Source organism: Providencia sp. PROV255, from assembly GCF_028478065.1.
Taxonomy (GTDB): domain Bacteria; phylum Pseudomonadota; class Gammaproteobacteria; order Enterobacterales; family Enterobacteriaceae; genus Providencia; species Providencia rettgeri.
On sequence record NZ_JAMPMI010000025.1, the window covers coordinates 1 to 17,335 of the forward strand.

The window sequence follows — 17,335 nt, forward strand, 5'->3', positions numbered from 1 at the left end:
ATCTGGATTACTTCTTTTTGCTACTATAGGTTTTAGATGGTGGGTCGTGCAGGATTCGAACCTGCGACCAATTGATTAAAAGTCAACTGCTCTACCGACTGAGCTAACGACCCATCTAAAACAATATTTCTAACTAAATTTCTTTTTGTCTTTCGAGATTTTTGGCTAACCGTATTCTCGTATCAACGGCGGCTTATATTACTGATTTCTGGCGAGGGTGCAATGATTTTTTTGCAAAAAAAGATTAAATGCACACTTATCATACTGATAACCCCGAAATATTCGGTAATATGGCTTCGGGGTTATAAATTAAAGTGTACTCAGCTTTTTTTCGGCTAATTTTGAACCAGCACTGTTTGGATATTGTTTCAACACCTGTTGGTAAACAGCTTTTGCTTTATCTTTCTGTCCCTTATCTTGCATGATCAGCCCAACTTTATATAAGGCTTCGCTGCTTTTTTGGGATTTAGGATATTGCTTAACTACAGTTGCGAAATAAAAAGCAGCATCGTCTTTGCTACCTTTATTGTAGTTTAACTGCCCCAACCAATAATTGGCGTTAGATTGATACCCAGACTTAGGGTAGGCTTTAACAAAGCCTTGTAATGCCCCTATTGCCTGATCAATTTGAGCTTTGGATTTGCTTTCCATCGCTAATTTGACTGCAGCATTGTAATCATCTTTCTCATTCCCACCTGTATTAGCAGCTGCCGTAGGTGCCGTTGAGGAAGGTGATGCGTTTGATGCACTAGTGTCAGGTGTTGTTGTATCACCTGAAGTTGCTGAGTTTCCACCGCCTGCATTGTCTAATTGCATGTATAAATCTTTCTGGCGCTCAATAACTTGATTCAATTTGTATTCACTTTCTTGAATCTGACCACGTAACATGTCGATGTCGCGTTGGTTGTCAGCGAGTTGTTGTTGAATTTGATACATGATTTGACCTTGAGAGCTAACTGCTGTCTCAAGTTGGGTAAGGCGATCTGTTGTTGAACCAGATCCGACATTGTTGATTGGCGCTTGGGCAATAGCGGCCCAAGGGGCCGCTACGCCAACCAATAACGACAGACCGACTAGTAAGTGTCTGAAGTTACTGTTCATAATAGATAATTTCGCTTATCTATTAGTATGCAATGACTGCACGACGGTTTTTCGCGTAGTCTGCTTCAGTGTGACCTAACACAGCTGGTTTTTCTTTACCGTAAGAAACCAGTGAAACTTGGTCACCAGAAACACCTTTGCTTTGCAGGTACATTTTAACTGCATTAGCACGACGCTCGCCCAGCGCGATGTTGTATTCTGGAGTACCACGCTCATCCGCATGACCTTCAACAACAACACGTACAGATGGGTTGCTACGCAGGAATGCTGCGTGTGCATCTAACATTTCAGCGTATTCTGGAGATACGTTGTATTTGTCAAAGCCAAAGTAAACAGTGTTGTTTTGTTGCAGCTGTTCCATTTGCTGACGTGCCAGCTCTTCCGCAGACAGACCAGTGTTAGTTTGGTTAGTAGAAGTATCTACGCCATCTTGGTCATTGTTTTTGTTAGAGCTACAAGCTGCGACTGCCATGATTGGTAACGCGATCATCAGCCCTTTAAGCACTTTATTCAGTTGCATCGTTTTGATCCTTAATATTTTTTGCCACACATTATTATTATGCATCACAGATACGGCGACCAGGCAGGGAATTTAACCTGTCCATCGGTAGCCGGAAGACGCGCTTTGAAACGCCCGTCGGTCGAAACTAGCTGCAATATAGTCCCCAAGCCTTGAGAGGAGCTATAAATTACCATAGTGCCGTTAGGTGCGATACTCGGCGTTTCATCTAGGAACGTTTTCGTTAAAAATTCAACGTTGTTCGTTGCCAGATCTTGTTTGGCGACATGTTGCTGACCGCCGCCGGAGCTGACCATCACTAAGAAAGTACCATCCGGGCTAACATCAGCGTCCTGATTTTGTGTTCCTTCCCAAGACACACGTTCAGGGCTGCCACCATTAATATTTATTTTATAGATCTGCGGACGTCCCGCCTGATCTGAAGTATAGACTAAAGTTTGGCTATCTGGCATCCAGCTTGGTTCCGTATTGTTACTACGTCCATCAGTCACCTGACGAATTTGCCCACTCGCTAAGTCCATAACATATAAATTCAGGCTGCCTGTTTTAGACAGTGCAAATGCCAATTTTGTGCCATCTGGAGAGAATGCAGGTGCCCCATTATGACGTGGGAATGATGCGACCTGACGAACTGCTCCTGTTGATAACGTTTGAATGACAAGTGCTGAACTACCGCTTTCAAATGTAACATAAGCCAATTTCTCACCATCTGGTGACCATGCTGGCGACATCAAAGGTTCTGGTGAACGGTGAACCGTAAACTGGTTAAAACCGTCATAATCAGAAACTCGTAATTCATATGGATACTGACCGCCTTTGTTAACAACAATATAAGCAATACGAGTACGGAATGCGCCACGAATACCTGTTAATTTTTCAAAGACTTCGTCACTTGCAGTATGCGCTGCATAACGTAACCATTCTTTGGTTACTTTATATTGGTTCTGAGATAAAACAGCACCTGGGTTAGCCGCAACATCAACTAACTGATAGCTAACGACAAAGCTACCATCTGCTGCTGGCTGTACCTGCCCCACAACAACAGCATTAATACCTAATGCTGTCCACGCTTCAGGAATCACTTCAGAAGCGGTACCAGGTTGTTGAGGCATGCGGCTTGGCTCGATAGGGTTAAATTTCCCGCTATTGCGTAAATCTGCGCCGACTATTTGACCGATTTCTTGTGGTGGTGCACCCGCACCTGACCATTTAAACGGCACAACACCAATAGGTTGAGCTGAATTAACACCTTCAGTGATCTCAATACGTATTTCAGCCTGAGCCACTGTCGCCCATAGCATTAGGAACCCTAAAACTACTTTAAAAGCCTGCTTCATTCTTATCTCCCTTACTGCGGATTATTTACTACCGCAATAATTCGCTGAATTTTAACAAAGGTATAATAACAAAACTAGATACCACACAAACTATTTATGCTATTGCCTTAATAATATCAATACAGACTGCTCTGAGTTATTGAAAATCAAGGTTTAAACACAACTGTGCTACCCGCTTTATTAAACGTATCATAGACTTCTCTGCTCGGTGGCTTAGGCATCGTTGCAAGTTTTGCTGCACGAATTGCTGCATCACAGAGTGCCGCGTCATTAGCTGGGCTATTTTTTGGTGTAATACTCACCAATAACCCATCAGGCGCGAGCTTCAATTGAAGTTCACAAGTACGTCCACGGAAAGTATCTGAATCATAAAATTTACTTTGGATAGCCGCTTTGACTTTACCAGCATAGCTGTCCACATCCGCATTGGAAGCGCCCGATTTTTTACCACCACCTTTTCCAGCTGCGGCTTCACCACCTTGTTTGCTTGGGCCCGAGGCAGTTAAATCACCAAGCAAATCATCTACGGAAGCCGCGTTTTTAGCCGCTTCAGCTTTGGCTTTCGCCGCTTTTGCTTTAGCTTCTTTATCGGCTTTTTCTTTAGCTTCTTTATCCGCTTTAGCTTTCGCTTCTTTTTCAGCTTTTACTTTAGCTTCTTTATCGGCTTTTTCCTTGGCTTCTTTTTCCGCTTTTTCTTTAGCTTCTTTTTCAGCTTTGGCTTTAGCGGCTTCGGCTTCTTTCTGCGCTTGCGCCTCAGCCTTCGCCTTCTCAGCCGCTTGCTCTTTAATTAGCTTTTCTTTTTCAGCTTTCGCTTTTGCAGCAGCTTCTTCCGCTATTTTTTGCTCTTCCTTCGCTTTTTTAGCAGCATCTAATGCTTTTTTCTGTTGTTCCTCAGCTTGCTTTTGTTGCTCAGCTGTATCACGTTGAATTTTAATACGCTCTTCTTCAAGCTGCTGAAGACGCTTTTGTTCCTTTTCTTGCTGTTCTCTAAGCTCAGCCTCTTGCTTTTGTTCTTGCTCTTTGCGCTCTTTTGCCGCTTGTCTGACGTTATTTTGCTGTCTTTGCATTTCTTCATACTGCTCAACAACCACGCCAGGGTCAACCATCACCGCATCGATGACAGTTCCCTCTTCCCCGCCACCACCAAGTTTGACGACGGAAACTAAAGAGCCTATAACAATCAAACCAATCAATAGGACGTGCAATACGATTGACATCACTAACGATCGGTTTAAGTTATCTTTTTTCTCTTTTGTCTTTCCCACTCTGGTATCCAAAAAAAGAATTGTGACTTATTCAAACGACAATAACCCAGCCTAAATAGGCTGAGTCATCAAGCCAACCGATTTTATCCCTGCGCTGTGTAATATATTCAGCGCCTTAATCACTTCTTCGTAAGGGACTTCTTTTGCACCACCAATCAAGAAAATTGCTTTTGGATTTTTCTCTAGTTGAGATTTCGCCTCTGCAGCAATTTGCTCTGGTGGCAGCAATTCTAAAACCTCACCATCAAGGCGCATGTTATATTGGCCAACCCCCGACACTTCTAAAATAATCGGTGGGTTATCACTTGATGATACGGTTTGTGTATCTGTTGCATCCGGCAATTCAACTTCCACACTTTGAGAAATAATCGGTGCTGTTGCCATAAATATCAGCAACAGTACCAACAATACGTCCAGTAATGGAACAATGTTGATTTCGGATTTCAGCTCACGTCTGCGACTTGTGCGCGCCATTCGCTTATCTCCCCGTCTTATTTCTTATCAGCAGAGAAGGCTTGACGATGCAAGATGGCTAAAAACTCTTCCATAAAGTTATCGTAGTTTTGCTCTAATTTGCTGACACGTAAGTTCAAACGGTTAAATGCCATAACTGCTGGGATCGCTGCAAACAAACCAATTGCGGTTGCAATCAGCGCTTCAGCAATACCCGGTGCAACCATTTGTAATGTTGCTTGCTTTACCGCTCCCAATGCAATAAACGCATGCATAATCCCCCAAACAGTACCAAATAAACCAATATATGGGCTAATTGAACCAACAGTACCTAAAAATGGGATATGTGCTTCAACTGATTCGAGTTCACGATTCATTGAAATACGCATTGCACGGGAAGCTCCCGTCACTACTGCATCTGGCGCATGAATGTTCGCTTGGTGTAAACGAACGAACTCTTTAAAACCAGAATGGAAAATTTGTTCGGCACCACTTAATTCATCACGGCGAGCTTGGCTTTCTTTATATAAGCGCGATAGCTCAATACCTGACCAGAACTTATCTTCAAATGCTTCAGCCTCACGCGTTGCCGCATTTAAAATTTTCGTTCTTTGAATAATGATCGCCCATGATGCGATAGAAAAACCGATCAAAACGAACATAATGAGCTGAACCAAAAGGCTCGCTTTAAGGAATAAATCCAGGATATTCATGTCAGTCACTGTTTAAACTCCGCGACAATAGACTTAGGAAGCGCAATTGGCTTCATTTTTGATGTGTCCACACAAGCAATAAGGGCATTTGCCCCACAAAGCAGGTTACCTTGCGAATCAACTAACCTTTGCTGAAAAGTTAATGAAGCACGTTTCATTTCAATAATTTGTGTTTCAACTTCCAGCAGGTCATCCAGCTTCGCCCCTTTGACAAAATCAATTGTCATGCTTCGCACAACAAAGCCAAGGTTCTCAGCAAGCATACTTTGTTGATTGATACCTTTATTTCGCAGCATTTCGGTTCTTGCTCGCTCAAAAAAGGCTAAATAGCGTGCATGATAAACAACACCGCCCGCATCTGTATCTTCATAATACACGCGAACAGGCCAGCGAAATAACATAACAATCACTCCGTCTTAGGTTAAATTAATTAACGGTGCCACTATACGCAAGACAGTGCCAGTTTGGAATCACTTTGAAAGTAAAGATATCAAAAATAATTATGGGTCCATTGACCCATAATTAGCAATTAGAATTATCTAAAGACCTGAAAAAGTCCCCAAATAAGAATGATGGCAGCAGGCAATGGATGAAAAATTGCACGAAAGATAACTTTTTTAGGTTTAAAACCCACACCAAAAATCATCGCGGTACACGTTGCCCATATTAACAGCAGCCCTTGCCATATTTGAAATGAACTAGTTTTTGCAGCAAATAGGGTTGGATCCCACATGACTGCACCTGCAGTAACTAAAGCTAAAATAAGGATAAGGGCCCTTATCGGCCCCTTATCCAATAGCTGATAGGTTTTATCCACCAGCATTTTTATTACTCACCATCTTTAGCGGCTTTAGAGTCTTCAGAGTGCTCTAACGCTAATGCTGCGATCACTGCAAAACTACAAGCTAACAGCGTGCCGAGGATCCAGGCGAAATACCACATAGTTATGCTCCTTAATACAGTGAATGCTTGTTGCCTTCGATGAAGTTTTTGTCCAAACGACCGAACATTTTGTAGTAACACCATGCGGTGTATGCCAGTACGATTGGTACAAAGATAATAGCAACAACAGTCATTACTTGCAGTGTGAACAAGCTAGATGTTGCATCCCACATGGTCAAACTTGCGTTTGGCATGATGCTTGAAGGCATGATGAATGGGAACATTGCTACACCACAGGTTAAAATGATACAAGCGATGGTTAATGAAGAACTCACAAACGCCAAACCATTTTTGTCTGCTTTACTAAACAGCATTGTCACTAACGGCAGTGCTACACCCAGAGCAGGCAACGCCCACAGGATTGGGTAAGTATTGAAGTTAGTTAACCAAGCACCAGATTCAACGGCAACAGTTTTGTTTAGTGGGTTAGATACGCTTAATGTATCGATAGTTGAAGTAACAACATAACCATCAATACCCATCACTAACCAAACACCTGCGCCTGCGAAAGCCACTAAAGTGACTAATGCACAGATATAAGTTGCTTTACGAACACGTAAGTACAGTTCACCAGTGGTACGCATTTGCAAATAAGTTGCACCTTGCGTCACAATCATCATTAAGCCGACAACACCCGCTAACAGACCATATGGGTTTAGCAGACCAAACAGGTTACCTGTGTAAGTCAGATACTGTTGATTATCGATTTGCAGTGGAACACCTAATAACAGGTTACCAAACGCAACACCGATAACTAATGGTGGAACGAAACCACCAATAAACAGACCCCAGTCCCACATGTTACGCCATTTTGGGTTCTCCAGTTTTGAACGGTAGTCGAAACCAACCGGACGGAAGAACAATGCAGCTAATACCAAAATCATAGCAACATAGAAACCAGAGAATGCCGCAGCATAAACTTGTGGCCATGCAGCGAACATTGCACCACCCGCAGTGATTAACCAAACTTGGTTACCATCCCAGTGCGGTGCAACAGCATTAATCATGATACGGCGTTCAGTATCTGTTTTACCTAAAATAGGTAATAAGAAGCCAACGCCCATGTCAAAGCCATCTGTGACAGCAAACCCAATCAGTAATACACCGATAAGGATCCACCACACAAATCGAAGAACTTCATAATCAAACATAAGTGGACTCCTATTTACTGAACGTCGTGTGCAGAAGTGTTTTTCTGTTCAAAGTGATAACGACCGGTTTTCAGGCTACTTGGCCCTTTACGAGCGAATTTGAACATTAAGAACATTTCAGCAATTAAGAACAGTGTGTACAGACCACAGATCAATACCATAGAGAAGATCAGGTCATGAGTCGTCAAGTTAGAGTGTGCAACCGAAACAGGTAACACTTCACCAATTGCCCATGGCTGGCGACCATACTCTGCAACGAACCAACCTGACTCAATTGCAATCCATGGTAGTGGAATACCGAGCAGTGCAATACGCAGCAACAGTTTATTTTGACCAATACGGTTACGAACTACTGACAGGAATGCCCAGCCAATAATTAACAGTAACAGGAAGCCAACACCAACCATGATACGGAATGCCCAGAACAGAGGCCCAACGTTAGGAATACTATCTTTCACTGCTTTTTGGATTTGAGCTTCAGTTGCATCAACAACATTTGGTGCATATTGTTTTAACAGCAGACCATACCCAAGATCTTTTTTGCTTGCTTCAAATGCTGCACGCAATTCAGGATCTTTGTTACCTGCAAGAAGTTCTTGTAACTGACCATATGCAATCATACCGTTACGAATGCGAACTTCATGTTGTTTCATTAGGTCTTTCAGACCTAAAACAGGAGTGTCAACCGAGCGGGTTGCAATGATACCCATCGCCCAAGGAATCGAGATCGCAAATTTATTTTCTTGTTTCTCGGTATCTGGCCAAGCGATTAAGTTAAACGCGGCAGGAGGAGCATGAGTTTCCCACTCAGCTTCAACCGCTGCAAGTTTAGTTTTTTGCACGTCACCCATTTCGTAACCTGATTCATCACCAAGAACGATAACAGATAGAACCGCTGCAATACCAAAACTTGCTGCAATTGCAAAAGAACGCTTAGCAAAAGCAACATCACGACCTTTAAGCAGGTAGTAAGAGCTAATACCTAAGATAAACATTGCACCGGTACAATAACCCGCAGCAACTGTGTGGACGAACTTAACTTGTGCAACTGGGTTCAAGACTAGCTCAGAGAAGCTAACCATTTCCATACGCATAGTTTCAAAGTTGAAATCAGCAGCGATTGGGTTTTGCATCCAACCATTCGCAACCAAAATCCACAGAGCAGAGAAGTTAGAACCTAAAGCAACTAACCATGTTACAGCAAGGTGTTGTTTTTTGCTTAAACGATCCCAACCAAAGAAGAATAAACCGACAAAGGTAGATTCTAAGAAGAACGCCATCAAACCTTCGATTGCAAGAGGTGCACCGAAGATATCTCCAACATAGTGCGCGTAGTAAGACCAGTTAGTACCGAATTGGAACTCCATGGTCAAACCCGTTGCAACACCTAGGGCAAAGTTAATACCGAATAACTTACCCCAGAACTTAGTCATATCTTTATAAATTTGCTTGCCTGACAGTACATATACCGTTTCCATGATCGCAAGCAAAAACGCCATACCTAGCGTTAATGGTACGAACAGAAAGTGATACATCGCAGTTAAGGCAAACTGTAATCGTGACAGTTCGACAATATCAAACATCTTGACTCCTTGCTCCTAGCAGGAAGACACCGACTTGCGGCAACCCAGCTTCCAGTTTTTAATACTTAGAAAGCCTCTTAACTACCAGCAAAAAATGCCTCAAAACAACAAATAATTAACAAAATTAAAAGAACGAACATTACTATAATAATAGTACGCCTATCTTCACACACAATAAACTTCTTTTACGTGACTCAGATTTGAATTCTGAATTTACATCAATAATTATACCCTTTAATAGAAAACCGAGTATTTGATCGAGCACCAATTTAAGCAATTTAAGCAAATAAAGCCAGAGGCAATGAATTGATTTACGTCAATTTTTTTCCTATTGTTAATTGCTATACCTGCCAGTCAATTAATGGTTATTTACTTGTTAAAATGCTGTTATTGATAATGACATAAATGTTCTTAATTTTTCCAAAGATTAACAAAAAATATAATCTATGAATTAAAGCCTCGAAAAAAGAATATTTATTTTGTAATAGTATCTTATTTTAAACTTATTATGAATTTTATTAATATAGCCTTTTTTATCAAAAAACGGTTATATTGGCTTAATTGAATTATCGTCAATATTATAAAATTGACATGTCGCAATTTTGCTATTTTTTGCACAAAATGCGACTAACTCCCCCCTTCCTCGCCTAATTGGCATTTTATTACCCATTTTCCTTCATATAACCCTTTAGTCCGCATTTTTAAGTATAGACATACTTTTCATAAAACCGCATAACCATACAAAAATTGTTTGAAACATTTTTGCAAGGTATAAAAAAACCCGCGCTCTCATGAGCACGGGCTTTCGTCTCTTACTCTTGCTAGTTACCTAGCGAATTACTTATTTGTTCAACAGTGATTTTACTGCATCACCGATGTCTGCAAGGCTACGAACGGTTTTCACACCAGCCGCTTCTAATGCAGCAAATTTCTCATCAGCAGTGCCTTTACCGCCTGCGATGATTGCACCTGCGTGGCCCATACGTTTGCCTTTTGGTGCAGTTACACCTGCGATGTAACCGACAACAGGTTTAGTGACGTGCTCTTTAATATAAGCCGCTGCTTCTTCTTCTGCGTTACCACCGATTTCACCGATCATGACGATAGCTTCAGTTTGTGGATCCGCTTGGAATAATTTCAGGATATCAATAAAGTTTGAACCGGGGATTGGGTCACCACCGATACCAACACACGTTGATTGACCTAAGCCTGCATCTGTTGTTTGTTTAACAGCTTCATAAGTCAACGTACCTGAACGCGAAACGATACCGACTTTACCTGGCATATGGATATGACCAGGTTGGATACCAATCTTACATTCACCCGGAGTGATAACACCTGGGCAGTTAGGACCAATCATACGAACGCCTGCTTCGTCTAATTTCACTTTAACTGTCAGCATATCCAACGTTGGGATACCTTCAGTGATGGTGATAATCAGTTTAATGCCAGCATCGATAGCTTCTAAGATAGAATCTTTACAAAATGGTGCTGGAACATAGATAACAGAGGCTGTTGCACCCGTAGCTTCTACAGCTTCACGAACAGTGTTAAATACAGGTAAACCTAAGTGTACAGTGCCACCTTTACCTGGAGTCACACCACCCACCATTTGCGTGCCATAAGCAATCGCTTGTTCTGAGTGGAATGTACCTTGGCCACCTGTGAAACCTTGGCAAATTACTTTGGTGTTTTTATCGATTAAAATAGACATTATTTAGCCTCCGCTGCTGCTACTGCTTTCTTAGCTGCATCTGTCAGGCTGTTCGCAGCGATAATATTCAAGCCGCTGTCTGCCAGTTTTTTAGCACCTAACTCTGCATTGTTACCTTCTAAACGCACAACTACTGGTACATTTACACCAACTTCTTCAACTGCACCAATGATGCCGTCTGCAATCAGGTCGCAGCGAACGATACCACCAAAGATGTTAACAAAAACTGCTTTCACGTTTTCATCAGAAAGAATGATTTTAAATGCTTCAGTTACACGCTCTTTTGTCGCGCCGCCGCCAACATCTAAGAAGTTAGCTGGTGCACCACCGTGCAGCTTAACGATGTCCATGGTACCCATTGCAAGGCCCGCACCGTTAACCATACAGCCGATATTGCCATCTAACGCAACGTAGTTCAGTTCCCACTGAGCGGCTTGTGCTTCACGTGCATCTTCTTGTGATTCATCACGCAGTTCACGAATTTCTGGTTGGCGATATAACGCGTTGCTATCGATACCTAATTTACCATCTAAACAAACTAAATCACCCGCAGTACTAATAACCAGTGGATTGATTTCAGCTAATGCTAAATCGCGTTCTAAGAATAATGTTGCCAGACCCATGAAAATTTTCGCGAATTGGCTAACTTGTTTACCGGTTAAGCCTAATTTGAATGCTAATTCACGGCCTTGGAAAGGCATTGGGCCAGTCAGTGGGTCGATAATCGCTTTATGAATTAACTCTGGAGTTTCTTCTGCTACTTTCTCGATTTCCACGCCACCTTCGGTAGATGCCATGAATACAACGCGACGAGTGCTACGGTCTACAACCGCCCCTAAATAGAGTTCTTTAGCAATATCAGTTGCCGTTTCAACCAGAATTTGGTTAACAGGCTGGCCGTTTGCATCAGTTTGATAGGTAACTAAGTTTTTACCTAACCAGTGTTCTGCAAATGCTTTCACTTCATTGATATCACTAGTGACTTTTACGCCGCCAGCTTTACCACGTCCACCTGCGTGAACTTGGCATTTAATTACCCATGGGCCGTCACCAATTTTTTTAGCAGCATCGACGGTTTCAGCGACTGATGAACAGGCATAACCTGTCGGTGCAGGCATCCCATAACGTGCAAACAACTGTTTTGCCTGGTACTCGTGTAAATTCATGATGTTCTATCCATAATTGAGTCTGAAGAGGCGTTTATTCGCCTCCTGCAATTGTTACTGATTTAGCAACCCGCGAACGGGCTGCATCGGTTACTTCAGACCGGACAAGTTGTACCCTGCCCTGTTATGTTGCTATACGTCCAGCAGTAAACGAGTTGGATCTTCCAGCATATCTTTGATAGCGACTAAGAAGCCAACTGACTCACTACCATCGATTAAACGGTGGTCGTAAGACAGTGCTAAATACATCATAGGAAGAATCTCTACCTTACCATTTACAGCCATAGGGCGGTCTTTAATCGCATGCATGCCTAAAATCGCGCTCTGTGGTGGGTTAATGATAGGTGTAGACATCAGAGAACCGAATACGCCACCATTAGTGATAGTGAAGTTACCGCCACTTAAGTCTTCAACAGTTAATTTACCATCACGACCTTTGACAGCCAGTTCTTTAATTTTCTTCTCGATATCAGCCATGCTCATTGCATCGACATCACGTAGAACAGGTGTTACCAGACCACGTGGTGTTGAAACTGCAATACTAATATCGAAATAGTTATGGTAAACCACATCATCGCCATCGATAGAAGCATTCACTTCTGGGTAGCGTTTCAGTGCTTCAACAGCAGCTTTCACATAGAAAGACATAAAGCCTAAACGAACACCATGACGTTTTTCGAATACTTCGCCATATTGTTTACGTAAGTCTTTGATTGGTTGCATATTGACTTCGTTAAACGTCGTCAACATTGCAGTGGTGTTTTTCGCTTCTAACAGACGCTCTGCGATACGTTTACGTAAACGCGTCATTGGAACACGTTTTTCGCTACGATGCGCTAAAGGCGCTTGTGGCGCTTCTGGTGCTTTCGCCGCAGGTGCCGCAGATTTATTTGCCGCTAAATGTTTTTCAACATCTTCGCGAGTTAAACGTCCACCAACGCCAGTCCCTTTGATATCCGCAGGGTTTAAATCGTGCTCTGCAATTAAACGGCGAATAGCTGGGGTCAGCGCATCGTTGCTTTCTGTTTCTAGACTTGCAGTTTGACGTTGTGCAGGTGTTGATTCTTGTGCTTCTTTCACTTCAGCAGGAATACCAGTGCTGTCGCCTAAACGAATGCGCCCCAGTAATTGCTTAGATAATACCGTTGCACCTTCATCTTCAACGATAGCTTCTAAAACACCCGCTTCGCTTGCAGGAACTTCTAATACGACTTTATCTGTTTCGATCTCAACCAGTACTTCATCACGCTGAACACTGTCACCTGGTTTTTTATGCCATGTGGCAACCGTAGCATCTGCAACGGACTCAGGAAGATCGGGAACAAGAATTTCTACGCTACTCATTTTCTATCCTTTAATTATTCAATGTTCAAAGCGTCATTAACCAGGGCTTTTTGTTGTTCCTGGTGTACGGACGTATAGCCAACTGCTGGAGATGAAGAAGCAGCTCGACCTGCATAACGTAAAGTTGCCCCTGCTGGGATAGCTTCACGGAAGTTATGTTGACTGCAATACCAAGCACCTTGGTTTAATGGCTCTTCTTGACACCATACAAAGTCTTTTACATCAGTAAATTGCGCCAACGCTTTTTGAATGTCTTCGTGTGGGAACGGATATAGCTGTTCGATACGCACGATAGCAACGTCAGTTTGTTCATTCTTACGACGTTGTTCTAACAGATCGTAATAGACTTTCCCTGAACACATAACGACGCGTTTCACATTTTTCGGATTGATTTCATCGATTTCACCGATAACTGGCTCAAATGTACCATTTGCCAATTCTTCCATGCTAGAGACCGCTAATGGGTGACGTAGCAGAGATTTTGGTGACATCACAATCAGAGGACGACGCATGCCACGTAAGGCTTGGCGACGTAACATGTGGTAAACCTGAGCAGGTGTTGACGGAACACACACTTGCATGTTTTGGTCAGCACACAGTTGCAAGTAACGCTCTAAACGTGCAGATGAGTGCTCTGGACCCTGACCTTCATAACCATGAGGCAGTAACATGACCAGACCACACATACGACCCCATTTTTGCTCACCAGAGCTAATGAATTGGTCGATAACCACTTGAGCACAGTTAGCGAAGTCACCAAATTGTGCTTCCCAGATAGTCAATGCACGAGGTTCTGTGGTTGCATAACCATATTCGAATGCTAATACGGCATTTTCAGTCAGAACAGAGTCCCAAACATTAAACACGCCTTGGCCGTTATGAATATTTTGCAGTGGAACATAAACTGAACCATTCGTTTGGTTGTGGACCACTGCATGACGGTGGAAGAATGTACCACGGCCCGCATCTTCACCCGATAAACGAACAGGAATACCTTCATCAACCAATGTTGCGTACGCTAAAGTTTCAGCTGCACCCCAGTCGAGAAGCTTTTCACCTTTCGCCATTTCGGCACGGTCTGCATAAATTTTCTCAACACGAGATTGCGCAACCACGCCCTCTGGAATGGTACTAACTTTAGTTGCCAGTTCAGTTAAGCGTTTAATATCAACGGTTGATTTATATGATGCATCCCATTCATGGTTTAAATATGGAGCCCATGTGTATGAATTCAGCCCCATTTCACGGTACTCTTCAACCACACAGTTACCTGCATCTAGCGCATCGCGATACAGATTGACCATTTCAGTGACATCATTAGCACTTAACACATTTTCTGCAATTAAACGGTCTGCATAAATTTTACGTGGTGTTGGGTGCTGCTTGATTTTTTGATACATCACTGGCTGAGTTGCACTTGGCTCATCCGCTTCGTTATGGCCATGGCGGCGATAACATACTAAATCAATCATAACATCGCGTTTGAACGTGTTACGGAAATCCAGTGCCAAACGAGTTACAAATGCCACTGCTTCAGGGTCATCTGCATTCACGTGGAAAATTGGGGCCTGCACCATCTTCACGATATCTGTGCAGTATTCTGTAGAACGGGTGTCTTTCGGGTTAGAAGTGGTAAAACCAATTTGGTTGTTAATTACGATACGCACCGTACCGCCGACTTCATAACCACGTGCTTGTGACATATTCAACGTTTCTTGCACAACACCTTGGCCAGTTACTGCGGAGTCACCGTGAATAGTAATAGGCAGAACCATGTTGCTACGGCCTTCATCTAAACGGTCACGACGAGCACGTACTGAACCAATAACCACAGGGCTAACAATTTCAAGGTGAGATGGGTTAAATGCCAATGCTAAGTGAACACGAGAGCCTGCGGTTTCAAAGTCAGAAGAGAAACCTTGGTGATATTTAACGTCACCCGCACTAGAGTGGTCTTTATGTTTACCCGCGAATTCATCAAATAATTCGCCCGGTTTTTTACCTAAGATATTAACTAAAACGTTTAAACGACCACGGTGAGCCATACCTAAAACAACTTCACGGGTATCTTGCTTGCCTGCGTGGTGGATTAAATCTTTCAGCATTGGGATCAGTGAATCACCACCTTCCAATGAGAAACGCTTGGCGCCTGGGAATTTAGCCCCAATGTAACGCTCAAGCCCTTCAGCCGCGGTTAATTCAGCTAAGAAGCGTTTTTTCTCTTCTACTGAGAAGATCTTAGAAACGTCAACAGACTCAAGACGTTGTTGGATCCAACGTTTTTCTTCTGTATTCGTGATATGCATATATTCAGCACCGATAGAACCGCAATAAATACGTTTCAGGTGCTCATATAGCTCACTAAGCTTCATGGTTTCTTTGCCAATAGCAAATGAACCCACGTTGAATGTTTCGTTGAAGTCTTCTTTCGTCAGGTTGTGGAATGCTGGGTCTAAATCTGGAACAGATTCACGTTTCCAAAGACCTAACGGGTCAAGATTCGCATTTTGGTGCCCGCGGAAGCGGAACGCATTGATTAATTGCAAAACTTTAACTTGTTTTGCGTCGATAGCTGGATCGCTAACAGAGGTGTGATAACGTGTAGAGTCTTTTGCTAAGCGACGGAAGTAATCGCGCGCTTGGGAGTGGAATTGTTCGCCGCTAGTGCCTAATGCTGCACCAGGGAGTTGCTCAAAAATTGCTTTCCACTCGGCATCGACAGAGTTAGGGTCAGTCAGATAATCTTCATAGAGCTGTTCTATATAAGTCTGGTTCGCGCCTGCCAGAAAGCTTGAATCCAGCCAGTCCTTCATTACGCCGTTCTGCATTGTGATCCCTTAAGCTATTAAAGCTTTAGTTTTCGCCGTGGTTAACTAATCGCCGCATTTAAGCGACCTCGATAAAGGTTCTCTTGGACGTGCTTTATGCATGTTCTCTCTTTGGGAGGCCCTTTATCAGTAAGGGTTTCCCTTTTAAGGAACCTTTAAAAACTGGCTGCGGTTTTTAAAGGCCCCTATGCTTGGGCTGTCGTCTTCATCTTTTGCAGTTGGCTATTTTTTCTACTTTTTACTGTTACTTTCTTTGCTTTCACTTTTTTACGCTTTTGTAATGACAACGTTTTAATAAATACTACTTTTTATGGGTGACAATGTTACTTTCTGATGCTCATTGTTGGTATTTCGTTTTCGCGCTTTTGTGAGCTTCCGCGCATTAAAATCATGTCATTGTTTTTACTTTACGCGTTTCTTTTAACTTATGTTTTTATTTTGTGCTATTTCTATTTTAACCCACAGCACCTGAGCACTGCGGGTTAAATATTCATCATTAAGCGCTATGTTTTAGTAACATAGATTTAATATGACCAATAGCTTTCGTTGGATTTAGTCCTTTAGGGCATACATTGACACAATTCATGATGCTATGACAGCGGAAGACACTAAAAGCGTCGTTCAGATCATCTAATCGTGAATCGGTTTCAGTATCACGGCTATCAATTAAGAAGCGATACGCTGCCAACAAGCCTGCAGGCCCGATAAACTTGTCCGGATTCCACCAGAAAGATGGGCAAGAAGTCGAACAACAAGCACACAAAATACACTCATATAAACCATCGAGTTTTTCACGTTGTGCAGGAGTTTGTAAATTCTCACGCGCCGGTGGATTCTTGTTATCATTAATGAGATATGGACGAATTTTTTCGTATTGGGTATAGAATTGTGTCATGTCGATAATCAGGTCACGCACAACAGGCAGACCCGGCAATGGACGAATGACAATTTTCTTCCCACCACGGATTAAAGCAGATAATGGCGTAATACATGCCAACCCGTTTTTACCGTTCATGTTCAGACCATCAGAACCGCACACCCCTTCACGACAAGAACGACGGAAAGATAATGTTGGATCTTGCTCTTTGATTTGGATTAACGCATCCAGCAACATCATGTCACGCCCTTCAGGAACTTCTAGCGTGTAATCTTGCATACGAGGTGCGTTGTCCACATCAGGATTGTAGCGATAAATCGAAAATTGTAATTTCATAGTTT

General features: G+C 42.7%; 16 protein-coding genes and 1 tRNA gene. All 17 read right to left on the bottom strand.

Going from position 1 to position 17,335, the window contains the following annotated elements; translation table 11 throughout:
• Nucleotides 1-37 precede the first annotated feature (37 nt).
• Nucleotides 38-113: transfer RNA gene (locus PR725_RS19595), tRNA-Lys, on the bottom strand.
• 196 nt (nucleotides 114-309) lie between these two features.
• On the bottom strand, nucleotides 310-1,101 hold the full coding sequence (gene cpoB, locus PR725_RS19600) for a cell division protein CpoB (RefSeq protein ID WP_109912827.1): 792 nt from the start codon (nucleotides 1,099-1,101) through the stop codon (nucleotides 310-312).
• 22 nt (nucleotides 1,102-1,123) lie between these two features.
• Entirely contained in the window at nucleotides 1,124-1,621 is a 498-nt protein-coding gene (pal, locus tag PR725_RS19605; RefSeq protein WP_004909091.1) for a peptidoglycan-associated lipoprotein Pal, read from the bottom strand.
• A gap of 44 nt (nucleotides 1,622-1,665) precedes the next feature.
• Nucleotides 1,666-2,958, bottom strand: coding sequence for a Tol-Pal system beta propeller repeat protein TolB (gene tolB, locus PR725_RS19610; RefSeq protein WP_240105939.1), 1,293 nt, complete (start codon nucleotides 2,956-2,958; stop codon nucleotides 1,666-1,668).
• A gap of 146 nt (nucleotides 2,959-3,104) precedes the next feature.
• Nucleotides 3,105-4,223 (bottom strand): cell envelope integrity protein TolA, encoded by a 1,119-nt coding sequence (gene tolA, locus PR725_RS19615; RefSeq protein ID WP_109912828.1) that lies wholly within the window; start codon nucleotides 4,221-4,223, stop codon nucleotides 3,105-3,107.
• A 51-nt stretch (nucleotides 4,224-4,274) separates the two neighbouring features.
• Nucleotides 4,275-4,697 carry a colicin uptake protein TolR gene (gene tolR / locus PR725_RS19620; protein ID WP_004256786.1) on the bottom strand — a complete coding sequence of 141 codons (423 nt, stop codon included), beginning with the start codon at nucleotides 4,695-4,697 and terminating at the stop codon, nucleotides 4,275-4,277.
• A 17-nt stretch (nucleotides 4,698-4,714) separates the two neighbouring features.
• Nucleotides 4,715-5,398, bottom strand: a complete 684-nt coding sequence (tolQ, locus tag PR725_RS19625) for a Tol-Pal system protein TolQ (RefSeq protein WP_004256787.1) — start codon at nucleotides 5,396-5,398, stop codon at nucleotides 4,715-4,717.
• Entirely contained in the window at nucleotides 5,395-5,790 is a 396-nt protein-coding gene (gene ybgC, locus PR725_RS19630; protein ID WP_004256789.1) for a tol-pal system-associated acyl-CoA thioesterase, read from the bottom strand. Before ybgC ends, tolQ begins: the two co-directional genes overlap by 4 nt.
• 134 nt (nucleotides 5,791-5,924) lie before the next feature.
• On the bottom strand, nucleotides 5,925-6,212 hold the full coding sequence (gene ybgE / locus PR725_RS19635) for a cyd operon protein YbgE (RefSeq protein ID WP_004256791.1): 288 nt from the start codon (nucleotides 6,210-6,212) through the stop codon (nucleotides 5,925-5,927).
• Nucleotides 6,213-6,217: 5 nt separating this feature from the next.
• Nucleotides 6,218-6,331 (bottom strand): cytochrome bd-I oxidase subunit CydX, encoded by a 114-nt coding sequence (gene cydX / locus PR725_RS19640; RefSeq protein WP_004909083.1) that lies wholly within the window; start codon nucleotides 6,329-6,331, stop codon nucleotides 6,218-6,220.
• Between the two features lie 11 nt (nucleotides 6,332-6,342).
• Complete coding sequence (cydB, locus tag PR725_RS19645) at nucleotides 6,343-7,482, bottom strand: cytochrome d ubiquinol oxidase subunit II (protein ID WP_004909081.1); 1,140 nt, start codon at nucleotides 7,480-7,482, stop codon at nucleotides 6,343-6,345.
• Between the two features lie 14 nt (nucleotides 7,483-7,496).
• Nucleotides 7,497-9,065 (bottom strand): cytochrome ubiquinol oxidase subunit I, encoded by a 1,569-nt coding sequence (gene cydA, locus PR725_RS19650; protein WP_004256799.1) that lies wholly within the window; start codon nucleotides 9,063-9,065, stop codon nucleotides 7,497-7,499.
• An 841-nt stretch (nucleotides 9,066-9,906) separates the two neighbouring features.
• The gene (sucD, locus tag PR725_RS19655) at nucleotides 9,907-10,779 is read right to left on the bottom strand and encodes a succinate--CoA ligase subunit alpha (protein WP_004256808.1); all 873 of its coding nucleotides are present in this window, start codon (nucleotides 10,777-10,779) and stop codon (nucleotides 9,907-9,909) included.
• Entirely contained in the window at nucleotides 10,779-11,945 is a 1,167-nt protein-coding gene (gene sucC / locus PR725_RS19660) for an ADP-forming succinate--CoA ligase subunit beta (protein ID WP_004909077.1), read from the bottom strand. The genes sucD and sucC overlap by 1 nt, the downstream gene beginning before the upstream one ends.
• Before the next feature lie 132 nt (nucleotides 11,946-12,077).
• Nucleotides 12,078-13,289, bottom strand: coding sequence for a 2-oxoglutarate dehydrogenase complex dihydrolipoyllysine-residue succinyltransferase (odhB, locus tag PR725_RS19665; RefSeq protein ID WP_004909074.1), 1,212 nt, complete (start codon nucleotides 13,287-13,289; stop codon nucleotides 12,078-12,080).
• A gap of 14 nt (nucleotides 13,290-13,303) precedes the next feature.
• Nucleotides 13,304-16,117 carry a 2-oxoglutarate dehydrogenase E1 component gene (sucA, locus tag PR725_RS19670; RefSeq protein ID WP_004909072.1) on the bottom strand — a complete coding sequence of 938 codons (2,814 nt, stop codon included), beginning with the start codon at nucleotides 16,115-16,117 and terminating at the stop codon, nucleotides 13,304-13,306.
• A gap of 496 nt (nucleotides 16,118-16,613) precedes the next feature.
• The gene (locus tag PR725_RS19675; protein ID WP_004256824.1) at nucleotides 16,614-17,330 is read right to left on the bottom strand and encodes a succinate dehydrogenase iron-sulfur subunit; all 717 of its coding nucleotides are present in this window, start codon (nucleotides 17,328-17,330) and stop codon (nucleotides 16,614-16,616) included.
• Nucleotides 17,331-17,335: the final 5 nt, after the last annotated feature.